We start from the raw sequence: 13,237 nt of genomic DNA, 5'->3' as shown, positions 1-13,237 counted from the left end.
TCACCTCATTGCTGCTTATTTTTTCTTACGACGTGCTTTCTTTTTCACACTTTTATCTTTATAAAATGGCTTATGCTTACTATTACCTGATTTATCATTATTACGTTGGTTTTTACCTTTACGTTGCTTACCTTTTTTCTTACGACCCTTATCATCAGATTTTGATTTATCTAATGATTTACCACGCGTTTTGGCTTGAATTGTCTTACCTCGCGCTGGGCGCTGTGATCGATCATTTTTCGGTAAAGGCATACCTACAATTTGAAAATCAATTAATCGTTCATCTACATCAACATGCGTCACTTTAACCTTAACTGTGTCACCAATTCTAAATACTTTAGCTTGACGCTCACCAATTAATGCCATTTGACGCTCTTCAAAACGGTAATAATCATCAGTCATATTCGCAATATGAACCATACCTTCTATCGTATTTGGCAATTCAATGAACATACCGAAGTTAGCTACTGAGCTGACAATACCTTCAAATTCATCACCAATATGTTGAATCATATATTCTGCTTTTTTCAATTCATCAGTATCACGTTCTGCCTCAATAGCACGACGTTCACGTTTAGAAGTATGTTCAGCTAACTCAGGCAATTTGTCTTCCCAACGCTTCACTTCTTTGTTATCCATTGATTTCTCAATTAAATACTTACGGATTAAACGATGAACTGTTAAATCAGGATAACGTCTAATTGGTGATGTAAAATGCGTATAATATTCAGCTGATAAGCCAAAATGTCCCAAGTTCACATCATCATAATGCGCTTGTTGCATTGAACGCAACATCATTGTTGAAATGACCATTTGTTCAGGTCGACCTTCTACTTCTTCTTGAACCTTTTGAAGTGTTGTTGGATGAATATCTTCGCCAGTACCCTTAATCATGATGCCAAAGTTTGTAATAAAATCAAAGAATTGTCTTAAGCGATCTGATTTAGGTTGCTCATGCACTCGGTAAATAAAAGGTACATCTAACTTACTAAAATGTTCAGCAACTGTTTCATTTGCAATTAACATAAATGATTCAATTAGACGTTCACCCTCGCCACGTTGTCTTAATTGAACATCTGTTGGTATACCGTCTTCGTTAACTAATACTTTTGCTTCACTAATATCAAAATCGATTTCACCACGTCGTTTTCTCATTTGAATCAAACGATTAGATAAATCTTGTGCTAAATCTAGCATAGGCGTAATTTCATTATATTGTTCGCGAATGTTAGGATCCTTTTCAGTAATAATCTGATTTACCGCATCATACGTCATTCGATAATCAGAATGTATAACACTATCAAAAATTTCATGTTTAACAACGCGACCACTAGCATCGATTTCCATGCGACAGCTTAGAGTTAAACGATCAACATTAGGATTCAATGAACAAATACCATTACTTAATCGATGTGGAATCATTGGAATTACACGGTCAACAAGATATACACTTGTCGCTCTATCATATGCCTCTTTATCCAATGCAGAACCTTCTGTTACATAATAGCTGACATCAGCAATACTTACAGTTAATTGCGTATTACCGTTCGCTAACTTTTTAACACTAATTGCGTCATCTAAGTCTTTAGCATCAGCACCATCAATTGTGATTGTCAATTCATCACGTAAATCATGACGGCCTTTAATTTCAGTATTTTCAATATGATCAGGTACTGCTTCAGCTTCTTGTAACACTTCATCAGGAAATTCAATTTCTATGCCATGTTGATAGATAATAGATAAAATATCTACGCCAGGATCATTTTTATGTCCTAAAATAGCAGAAATATGTCCTTCTGGATTATCTGAACCATCAGCATACTTAGTAATTTGTACAAGTACCTTATGACCATCGACTGCGCCTAAACTTTGACCTTTAGGAATGAAAATATCTTGCATAATACGTTTATCATCCGGAATAACAAAGCCAAAATGTCTAGCTTCACTATACGTACCAACAACTTGAGTTACAGAATGCTTCTCAATCGACTTAACTTCCCCTTCGATTTTACCTTTATGTTCACCTTTTGATTGATGGATTTCTACAATAACAGTATCTCCATCCAAGGCACGATTAATTTTCGTCGGGGGAATAAATATATCTTCCATATCCTCATCTTCAGGTCTTAAGAATGCAAAGCCTTTTTTATTTTGACTTAACGTTCCTTTTATCAATTTTGATTGACCTCTATAACTATGCTTTTTTTGGTATCTGTCTGTTTTTGTACGTTCGATTAATCCTGATTGTTCTAACTCCACAAGCACCTTAATTAAATCTCTAAACGAGTCGGCACTGCTTAAACCTAATGCATCTTGAAAATCTGACACTGACATAGGTTCATATTCAGGTTGATTAATAATCTCTTCTATAGATTGCTTTAAATTCATTATGCCCCTCCTTTCTAATGTTAAAATCTCTTTTTATTCTGACCAGTCTAATGACTCTAAAAATTGATAAATATCTTCAAATACTTGTTCTTTCTCTTTATCAATCGTAATAACATGTCCAGATTCACTGTACCACTTGATATTTTTGTCATCAGAATCTACATGGTCATATATATAATTTGCGGATTGTGGATCAATCATATTGTCGTTTTCTGCTTGAATCACTAAAATAGGATCCAACACTTCATCAACTTGCTCTTTAATCGTATCTAATGCTTCACTTAGTTCTTTTAAAGTTTCAGTTGGTTTAAAATGATCCATTTCATTATCAATAGTCTCTTGATCTTTACCTTCATACTTTTTAAAATTGCGTGCATATTCTAAAAAGCCTTCATAAATGGCACCTTCAGTTTTGCCACCCATAGGAGCACACATCGTTACAATACCCTTTACATCTCTATTTAAGCTTAATTTTAAAGCAAAATCCCCACCTAATGATAGACCAGCAACAACAATTTCATCATAACCTTGTTCAACAAGATAATCATAACCATCTAACGCATCTTTAAACCAAACGAAAGGACTAGATTTCAGTATTTCATCTGGTGGTGCCGCGTGGCCTTCATATTGCGGTGCATATGATGTATAACCTTTCTTTTGTAAAAATCGACCTAATTGACGAACATCAGACGAATTGCCTGTAAAACCATGTAGTAATAACACGGCACGTTTACCTTCCTCAAAAAAGAAAGGTTTTGGTAATTTTATCTGCATAAATCTAACGCTCCCTTTGCATACTTAACTAGGCTATATATTTTACATAGCTTATTGTTAAACTATTACATTCTTAATTATAAATAAAAAAGCCCGACATTTACATCGCCGGACCTTACATACCAAGATAACTTATGCAAATCATAAGTACAAAAAATAATATTGATAAAATAATTGTTAATCTATTTAAGAATAAATCGACGCCACGTTGTTTTTGTTTACCGAATAACTGCTCAGCACCACCACTGATGGCACCTGAAAGTCCACTGCTTTTACCTTCTTGGAGTAGTACAACAGTTATTAATGCAATACAATCAATGATTAATAATACGATTAAAAATGTATGCATAAATTGTCCTCCGTTCCTTATATACGACAAGTAGTATATCATATTTTTATTGTTAAAATCAATTTTCTAGCGATTAAATGTACTTTTACGTTTGATAGAAACAACAAGCATATAAATCGCTAATGCAACCGAACCTATAATAACAATTAAAATTGGCAATGTTAAGTACGCACCGTGTGCAGCTTTTATTGCTTGAATTGTGATTGATAAATTAATCAACGTAAACAAACTATTTGATACATAAACTGCAAACATAAACCACCACACATAAGTATGTCGATTCCAAAAAGTGATGAAGCCTGCTAGATAAGCCAAAATATACATAATACCAGTGAATCTAAAGCTGTTTAAAATGTAATCAATCGCTTTATCTGAAGTGTTTTGATTCGTTAAATTAAGTAATGCTTTGGCAGTCGCATTATCCAACGAAACAAAGTAATGAATAATCAATAATATTGAGAATACGATTGATGCAGTTGCAATAAAGCGTCCTGTTTTAATTTCTTTATTCGTTCTATCAGCCATTTGTTTACTCCTCATATATTTAAATACGTTCTATAAAACCTTTATTTAATTTTACCTTTTAATAAAAGTGAATACCCTGTCATACAATATTCATTTCAACATAAATTTATTATACCAGTTTAAGAATACAAGTTAAATATGTGTTATTAGTTACCTCATGATTATTAGTCTGTTATGATTAATACTTCAAAATAAAAAACCTACCACAGTCTCAACTCTGTGGCAGGCTATAAATTTAAGCGTGAACTTATTTAAGCGTGAACTCAAAATCTTTATTTAATTTATACCGTCATAATAATCCTCAACTAAAATTATGTCAGCATTTGATTATAAAGAAAATTATTTATCTAAGTTATAGAATGATTTGATACCGTCATATTTAGCAGTTTCAAATAATTCATCTTCGATACGTAATAATTGATTGTATTTAGCAATACGGTCAGTACGTGATAATGAACCAGTTTTAATTTGACCAGCGTTTGTAGCAACAGCAATATCAGCAATTGTTGTATCTTCTGTTTCACCTGAACGGTGAGAAACTACTGCTGTGTAACCAGCTTTTTGAGCCATTTCGATTGCATCAAATGTTTCAGTTAATGTACCGATTTGGTTAACTTTAATTAAGATTGAGTTACCAATTCCGTTTTCAATACCTTTTGCTAAAATTTCAGTGTTTGTTACGAATAAATCGTCACCTACTAATTGTACACGGTCACCGATACGTTCTGTAAGTTGTTTCCAACCATCCCAGTCGTTTTCGTCCATACCGTCTTCAATTGTAATGATAGGATATTTGTCTACTAATTGTTCTAAGTAGTCAACTTGTTCTGCAGCTGTACGTTTTGCACCGTGTTCGCCTTCGAACTTACTGTAGTCATATACACCATTTTCATAGAATTCTGATGATGCACAGTCAAATCCTAAGAATACTTCTTCACCTGGTTTGTAACCAGCTGCTTCGATTGCTTGGATAATTGTTTCAACAGCATCTTCAGTACCTTCAAATTTAGGAGCGAAACCACCTTCGTCACCTACTGCAGTTTCTAAACCACGTTTGCTTAAAATTGATTTTAAGTTGTGGAAAATTTCAGTACCCCAACGTAATGATTCTTTGAACGTTGTAGCACCTACAGGTAAAATCATGAATTCTTGGAATGCAATTGGAGCATCTGAGTGAGAACCACCATTAACGATGTTCATCATTGGTACTGGTAACTGCTTACCATTAAATCCACCTAAATATTTGTAAAGTGGTTGACCTAATAAGTCAGCTGCTGCACGTGCTACTGCGATAGATACACCTAAAATAGCATTTGCACCTAATTTACCTTTGTTTGGAGTACCGTCTAATGCGATCATCATTTTATCAATAGATACTTGATCTAATACTGAAAATTCACCTTCAATAATTTCTGGTGCGATGATTTCATTAACGTTTTCAACTGCTTTAGTAACACCTTTACCTAAATAACGTGATTTGTCTCCATCACGTAATTCAACAGCTTCGTGTTCACCAGTTGAAGCACCTGATGGTACTAATGCACGACCAAATGCGCCACTTTCAGTTAATACTTCTACTTCAACAGTTGGGTTACCACGAGAGTCTAAGACTTCGCGAGCGTAAACATCTGTAATAATTGGCATGTTTATAATCTCCTTTAAATAGTTATTCTATAATTATTATAGCTTTATTCTTTCATTTAACAAAATGATATTACTATTATTTTCAAAAAATAAGTGTCATTAAGCGTTTACTTAACATCTTTTACAATATTAGTGTTTAATTAAAGATTCACCTGTCATATCTTCAGGTTGTTCTACATTTAATAAATCTAATAATGTAGGTGCTAAGTCACCTAAGCGACCAGTTTCTCTAAGTGTAACGCCTTCTTTTGTTACAATCACTGGTACTGGGTTCGTTGTATGCGTAGTCATTGGTTGATCATCATCCGTCAATACTTGATCAGAGTTACCATGGTCAGCAGTAATAATTGCATAACCGTCCATGTCTAAAATCTTATCAACCACTTCTCCTAAACATTCATCAACCGCTTCGATTGCTTTGATTGTCGGCTCAAGCATACCACTATGTCCAACCATATCAGGGTTAGCAAAGTTTAAAATAATTAAGTCCAAGTCACCTTTATTTAACTCTTCTAATAATGCATCTTTAACTTCATAAGCACTCATTTCTGGTTTCAAGTCATACGTTGCAACTTTAGGTGAATCAATTAAACGACGGCGTTCACCTTTAAATTCCTCGTTACGTCCACCACTCATAAAGTAAGTAACGTGAGGGTATTTTTCAGTTTCTGCAATACGTAATTGAGTTAAATTGTTATTTTGTGCAATTTCACCAATTGTATTATTTAAATCAACTTTTTCGAAGACGATAGCCGCATCGATATTGTCATTATACTTAGTGAATGTTGCATAGAATAAGTCTTTAACTTGTTCAACTTTAAAGCCTTCGAATGCTCTGTTCGCAAAAATTTCCGATAATTGCGCTGCTCTATCAGGTCGGAAATTATAGAAGATCACTGCATCTCCATCATTAACACCGTCATTTTGATTCTCAACGATGAATGGTACTACGAATTCGTCAGTTAAGCCCTCATTATAGCTTGCTTCTACACCTTCTTTGGCAGTTGCATAAGTTGGGGCATCAAAATTACGAATAGCATTGTAAGCTTTTTCTTCACGTTCCCAACGTTTGTCACGATCCATTGCATAATAACGACCAGACACAGATGCAAATTGACCAATGCCTAATTCATTGAATTTAGCTTCAGTCTCTTCGATGTATTTCAAAGCGGATTTTTGATCTACGTCACGGCCATCTAAAAATGCGTGTACGTAAACTTTTTCAACACCTTGTTTTTTAGCAAGTTCTAACAAAGCAAATAAATGTTTGTAATGACTGTGTACACCACCGTCAGACAATAAACCAAAGATGTGTAACGCTGAATCATGTGAATTCACGTGTGCAATTGCATTATTTAAAACATCATTTTCAAAGAAATCACCGTCTTCAATTGATTTATTGATTCGAGTTAAACTTTGATAAACGATACGTCCTGCACCGATATTCATATGACCAACTTCTGAGTTACCCATTTGTCCTTCAGGTAGTCCAACATCTAAGCCACTCGCTTCGATTTGAGTCGTTGGATATTTGTTGTAATAACGATCAAAATTAGGCTTGTTTGCTAATTTTACCGCATTACCATGTTCGCTTTCGCGGTTCGCAAAACCATCTAAAATAATTAACGCAGTTGGTTTCTTAGCCATGATTATTTTGCACCTTCTAACAATTGTACGAAATCTTCAACTTTAAGTGATGCGCCACCTACTAATGCCCCATCAATATCAGTTTGTGCCATGTATTCTTTAATGTTGTTAGGTTTAACACTACCACCATATTGAATACGAGTTGCTTCTGATACTTCTTTGCTTGATAAGTCAGCAATAGTTTGACGTACAAATGCACACATTTCATTTGCATCTTCAGATGTTGATGATTTACCAGTTCCGATTGCCCAGATTGGTTCATAAGCAATTACAACTGATTTAAGTTGATCTTCAGATAAACCTGCAACAGCTTTCTTAACTTGCTCACCTACAACATCGTTAGCTTTACCACTTTCACGCTCTTCGTCTGTTTCACCAACACATATAATTGGAGTCATTCCATGTTTGAAAATAGCGTGCGCTTTTTTGTTAATTTCTTCATCTGTTTCGTGGAATAATTCACGACGTTCAGAATGACCGATAACAACGTATTTAACGCCTAAATCTGCTAATGCAACTGGAGACGTTTCACCTGTGAACGCACCATTATCTTCGAAATACGTATTTTGAGCACCGATTTCTAAACCTTGTGCTTTTCCTTCTTTAACTGCAGTAGTTAATGCATCTAATTGAATTGCTGGTGCACAAATTACTGATTCTACTTCTTTTGAATCTGGTAGTGTTGGTAATGTATTGACGAAGTCTTTTGCTTCTTGTACTGTTTTGTTCATTTTCCAGTTACCAGCTATAATTGGTGTTCTCATTAAAGACACTCCTTGTTTTGTAAATATTTTTGAAAAGTGATGAAACACGATGTCATCTTGTGACTGTTTTCCCGTAACAATGTTAAACAAACATGCCACATCACTTTAAACTATCACTTTATTATTTATTATTGATTGCTTTGATACCAGGCAATTCTTTACCTTCTAGGTACTCTAATGACGCGCCGCCACCAGTTGAAATATGAGTGAAGTCATTTTCAAAACCTAAAGAGATTGCTGCTGCAGCTGAATCACCGCCACCGATAATCGTAATTGCATCTTTAAGGTTTGCAATTGCTTTACATACACCAATTGTACCTTGTGCAAAGTTACTGAACTCGAATACACCCATAGGTCCATTCCATACAACAGTGTGCGCACCTTCTAATTCATCTGCAAATAATTTTACAGTGTTTGGTCCAATATCCATACCTTCTTGGTCTGCTGGAATTGAATCAGATGGTACTACAGTGATTTTGGCATCATTAGAAAATTCTTTAGCAACTTTAGTGTCTACTGGTAATACAATTTTATCACCATGTTTTTCTAATAAATCTTTTGCGAAGTCGATTTTATCTTCTTCTAATAATGAAATACCAATTTCTTTACCTTGCGCTTTTAAGAAAGTATAAGCCATACCTCCGCCGATGATAATTTTATCAGCTATGTTAACTAAGTTTTTGATGACATTAATTTTGTCAGATACTTTTGCTCCACCTAAAATAGCAACAACTGGTTTATGTGGATCGTTAACTACGCCGCCAATAAACTTAATTTCTTTATCCATTAAGAATCCAGCTGCAGTTTCTAAATGTGTAGAAATACCAACATTAGATGCATGCTCACGATGCGCAGTACCAAAAGCATCATTTACAAACACATCACCTAAAGATGCCCAGTATTTACCTAATTCTGGATCATTTTTAGATTCTTTTTTACCGTCTAAATCTTCATAACGTGTATTTTCAACTAATAATACGTCGCCTTCTTTAAGGTCTTTAATAGCAGCTTCAAGTTTTTCGCCGCGTGTTTCTGGTACGAAAACAACTTCTTTATCTAATTTCTTAGATAAGTCTTCAGCAACTGGACGTAAAGTTAATTTTGCTTTATCACTTTCTTCTTTCACTTTACCTAAATGTGAAAATAGTACGATTTTACCACCTTGTTCGATGATGTATTGAATTGTAGGTAAAGCTTGAACGATACGGTTGTCATTAGTAATTTCACCGTCTTTTAAAGGTACGTTAAAATCAGCACGTACTAGGACTGTTTTACCTTTAAGATCTAAATCAGAAACAATTTTTTTAGCCATGGTGTTTCCTCCTTGTAATTAGGAAATTTTATATAAAAATAAGCGGAGAAGCGTTTGTGCTCCCCGCTTACTCATAAGCTTTAATTAATGCTAAATAGTTCTGAGCACTAGCGTATTTGAATAAAAACTATACTAAAATTATTTAGAAAGTTCAGCTAAGTATGCTAATGTACGAACTAATTGTGCAGTATATGACATTTCGTTATCATACCAAGCTGCAACTTTAACTAATTGACGGTCGCCAACTGACATTACACGAGTTTGTGTAGCGTCGAATAATGAACCGTAAGTCATACCTACAACGTCTGAAGAAACGATTTCGTCTTCAGTGTAACCGAATGATTCGTTTGAAGCATTTTTCATAGCTTCGTTAACTTGTTCAACTGTTACGTCTTGTTTTTCTAATACTACTGTTAATTCAGTTAATGAACCTGTAGCTACAGGAACACGTTGTGCACCACCATCTAATTTACCATCGATTTCAGGAATAACTTTACCGATAGCTTTAGCAGCACCTGTTGAGTTAGGGATGATGTTTTCTGCCGCTGCACGAGCACGACGTTTGTCACCTTTTCTGTGAGGTGCGTCTTGTGTATTTTGATCACCTGTGTAAGCGTGAATTGTAGTCATTAAACCTTCAACTAAACCAAAGTCATCGTTTAAAACTTTAGCAACTGGTGCTAATGAGTTTGTAGTACATGAAGCACCTGAAACAACTGTTTCAGAACCGTCTAACTCTTGGTGGTTAGTGTTGAATACGATTGTTTTTAAGTCACCAGTAGCTGGTGCTGAGATTAATACTTTTTTAGCGCCTGCTTCAATATGAGCTTGTGCTTTATCTTTATCAGTGTAGAAACCAGTACATTCTAATACTACATCGATATTTAAGTCTTTCCAAGGTAATTTGCTTGCATCTGGTTCACTGAATGATTTAACTTCTTTACCATTTACGCGGAAACCACCATCAACTACCTCTACTTCACCTGTGAAACGACCTTGCATAGTGTCATATTTTAATAAATGCGCTAACATGTCGTCATCTGTTAAGTCGTTTACTGCTACAACTTCAAGACCTTCTACTTCTTGAATTCTTCTGAATGCTAAACGACCAATTCTACCAAAACCATTAATTGCTACTTTTACTGCCATTATAATGGCCTCCTTTAAAATGATATTTAAAAAGTATTAAACTTTTTATCTCTTATTCAAGTATTATCTTTGCTGCGGCTTCATCAGTGATTAACACTGTATTCTTGGGTGCAATCGTCAAGTATGCTTTAATTGCTTCACCTTTCGATTTGCCTCCTGCAACTGCAAAAATAAAGTCTTTTGATTCAAGGTCTTCTAATTGAAGTCCAATTGTTTTAACCTTATGGACAATTTGACCTTGTGTATCAAAATAATAACCAAATGCCTCTCCGACAGCTTGATGATGTTGAAGTTGTTCAATGACCTTTTCAGGTGATTGACGTCGATGCGCCATCTTCAGCGCATCACCAATGCCGTGTAATATAACGTTTGCTTGTTTAATTTTGTCTAAAGTGTTTATGACTGATGGCTCTAACAACAATGTATTATATGTTGTTTCACTGACATTATCAGGTACATACATCGTCGTATAATAACCGCCAGCTTGTTGTGCCATACTGGCTGCAATTGTGTTTGCCTGAAAGACAACATTTTCGCCTAGTCCACCTCTGGCTGGTACGAAGAATACATTATATGGTAATAAATGAATTGCTTCACTAACACATGCCATCGTGGATCCGCCAGTTACAGCAACTATCGCGTCTTCTTGTAATATGCCTTCAAGTAATTGACCTGCTTGTCTACCTAATTCTGTTTTAACAGATTGACTATTATCAGCATCACCAGGAACAACATGAACTTCCTTAATTTGAAATTTATTCTTAATACCTTCTGACAGACGATTATCATCTGCATAGATATCAAAGTAACCTTTCAATTGCGAAATCAGTTGCTCACCTTCAGCTGTAATTTCCATTCCGGTAGGCTTAACTTTTATCAAATCTTGTTTCTTAAGCATATCTGTTTCAGAACGCAGTACACGTTCAGTCATATCCATATGTTCGCTTAAACTTCGACGTCCGACAGGCTGATTTTTTGAGATAGTAGTAAGAATAGAAAAACGTTTATACATTTTATCTATGAGATCCGGTATAAGCTTTTGCTGTGCTTGCAATAAGTCTTTCACTACTACCTCCTCCTTATATTTATAAATGTAAATAAGGATATGTCACAACCAGTGGTTGCCTTTTTAAGTCCCGCGTGGGACAAAAATTAACCTCTTTACACTTGCAATAGTACTATTCTATTTCAAAAATTGCAAGCATAAAACTTAAATTTTCTAAATAATTTGATAAAGCGCTTGCAATATATTTTCGATTTGTTATTCAACAAAACGTTTTATTTTATTCGCTGTAGTCAAATGTATACCCTTATACTGACTCGATAATCATTTGCTTATTATTTGAGACTAGGACATAAATCAATGCTCTAGAATCCAAAAAGTCACATTAGTAGTAGTTAACCGAACGAAAATGCACTTGTAACAAGCTTTTTTCAATTAAAGTCAGGGGCCCCAACATAGAGAATTTCGAAATGAAATTCTACAGGCAATGCGAGTTGGGGTGGGACGACGAAATAAATTTTGCAAAAATATCATTTCTGTCCCACCTCACTCAAAATAAATTTCACTATCCGTAAAATAAACAACTAACTATTTAAGTATCATCTCTCCCCTAATTAACAATTATAAAAATAAGAACCAATATTCGAGACAACCTAATTAATTGTGTTGTCTGTCATACTGGTTCATTTTTGTTTGACTAAATACTACTTATCATTAGCATTATTTTGTTTATTTGTTGTTGATTGGCTATTTTGTTGTGGTGCTTGTGGTTTTGCTTGCTGATTTGATTGATTGTTTTGTTGATTATTATTTGGCTTTGGTGTTGGTTGTTGCGGCTGTGGTTTAGGCTGAGCTGGTTGTTTATTATCATCAGTTTTCTTCTGATTATCATCTGATTTATCTTGAGATGCTTTGTCATCCTTATCTTTCGACTCATCCTTTGATGCTTTATCATCATTCTCTTCTTTAGCAGGACGTTGCTTTGTAGGTGCTTGTTGCTGAGGTGGCACATATTGATATTGATTCTGCTGTGGCAATTGCTGATATTGGTTTGCTTGTGAATCTAGCTCATTCTGCTCTTTTTCCTCTTGTTGCTTTTTCTTTCTCTCTTTTTCTGCATTTTCTTTTTGACGCTTTTCTTTTTGTTCCTGCTTTTGTTCGTTCAACATACGTTCTTTAGCTTTATTCGAATGATCTACATATGCAAAAATTGCAAATACTAATCCTCCGAGTAATAGCAATACCGTCGCAATGCTAACTACTTTCGCTGTTGTACTCATTTTCTTCTTACTTCCATCTTCATTTTTATTGTAGTCGTAATTTTGATTCGACATACTCTCCCTCACTTCAAACTAATTTAAATATAGAAATTATCACGCAACCATTAACATTTTCACAACTAATTTGCTTACCTAGTTTCTACAAATATTAATAAACATTTACTCTTTTTGCCTTCTTCAACTTAAAACTGCCTTCACTATTACTCACTCGTAAATCGGATTCATTTTTACAAAGAAATAGTAGTCTTATATATCTTAACATTTAATAACTAAATCAAACATATTTTGAGCCTTTTTTTGAAAATTAACATTTTAACCTTTTTGATTTTACAACAAATTATAGCTACGTATTGAAAATTAAAGCATTGGTTTAAGTGTTGTGTTAAAAGTTTTTATGTTTAG

Annotated in this window: 11 protein-coding genes; all 11 read right to left on the bottom strand. The window is 34.5% G+C overall.

The window, feature by feature from the left end; translation table 11 throughout:
• Nucleotides 1-15 precede the first annotated feature (15 nt).
• Nucleotides 16-2,388: a ribonuclease R gene (gene rnr, locus JG553_RS01420; RefSeq protein ID WP_001050064.1), complete on the bottom strand. Its 2,373-nt coding sequence runs from the start codon at nt 2,386-2,388 to the stop codon at nt 16-18.
• 33 nt (nt 2,389-2,421) lie between these two features.
• A complete protein-coding gene (locus tag JG553_RS01415) occupies nt 2,422-3,162 on the bottom strand; it encodes an alpha/beta hydrolase (protein WP_001165952.1) in 741 nt (246 codons plus the stop codon).
• Between the two features lie 115 nt (nt 3,163-3,277).
• Complete coding sequence (gene secG / locus JG553_RS01410; RefSeq protein WP_000556760.1) at nt 3,278-3,511, bottom strand: preprotein translocase subunit SecG; 234 nt, start codon at nt 3,509-3,511, stop codon at nt 3,278-3,280.
• A gap of 66 nt (nt 3,512-3,577) precedes the next feature.
• Nucleotides 3,578-4,036, bottom strand: coding sequence for a hypothetical protein (locus tag JG553_RS01405; protein ID WP_000785252.1), 459 nt, complete (start codon nt 4,034-4,036; stop codon nt 3,578-3,580).
• 339 nt (nt 4,037-4,375) lie between these two features.
• Complete coding sequence (eno, locus tag JG553_RS01400; RefSeq protein WP_001121760.1) at nt 4,376-5,680, bottom strand: surface-displayed alpha-enolase; 1,305 nt, start codon at nt 5,678-5,680, stop codon at nt 4,376-4,378.
• A gap of 129 nt (nt 5,681-5,809) precedes the next feature.
• Nucleotides 5,810-7,327 (bottom strand): 2,3-bisphosphoglycerate-independent phosphoglycerate mutase, encoded by a 1,518-nt coding sequence (gene gpmI / locus JG553_RS01395; protein WP_001085505.1) that lies wholly within the window; start codon nt 7,325-7,327, stop codon nt 5,810-5,812.
• Nucleotides 7,328-7,329: 2 nt separating this feature from the next.
• On the bottom strand, nt 7,330-8,091 hold the full coding sequence (gene tpiA / locus JG553_RS01390; protein ID WP_001260103.1) for a triose-phosphate isomerase: 762 nt from the start codon (nt 8,089-8,091) through the stop codon (nt 7,330-7,332).
• 121 nt (nt 8,092-8,212) lie between these two features.
• Nucleotides 8,213-9,403: a phosphoglycerate kinase gene (locus tag JG553_RS01385; RefSeq protein ID WP_001074749.1), complete on the bottom strand. Its 1,191-nt coding sequence runs from the start codon at nt 9,401-9,403 to the stop codon at nt 8,213-8,215.
• 138 nt (nt 9,404-9,541) lie between these two features.
• Nucleotides 9,542-10,552, bottom strand: coding sequence for a type I glyceraldehyde-3-phosphate dehydrogenase (gene gap, locus JG553_RS01380; protein ID WP_000279414.1), 1,011 nt, complete (start codon nt 10,550-10,552; stop codon nt 9,542-9,544).
• A gap of 52 nt (nt 10,553-10,604) precedes the next feature.
• Complete coding sequence (locus tag JG553_RS01375) at nt 10,605-11,618, bottom strand: sugar-binding transcriptional regulator (RefSeq protein WP_000654030.1); 1,014 nt, start codon at nt 11,616-11,618, stop codon at nt 10,605-10,607.
• Nucleotides 11,619-12,259: 641 nt separating this feature from the next.
• Complete coding sequence (locus JG553_RS01370; RefSeq protein ID WP_000070826.1) at nt 12,260-12,889, bottom strand: DUF4887 domain-containing protein; 630 nt, start codon at nt 12,887-12,889, stop codon at nt 12,260-12,262.
• Nucleotides 12,890-13,237: the final 348 nt, after the last annotated feature.

Source organism: Staphylococcus sp. T93 (assembly GCF_016743875.1).
GTDB classification, from domain to species: domain Bacteria; phylum Bacillota; class Bacilli; order Staphylococcales; family Staphylococcaceae; genus Staphylococcus; species Staphylococcus aureus.
This window is presented reverse-complemented; position numbering and strand designations above follow the sequence as displayed.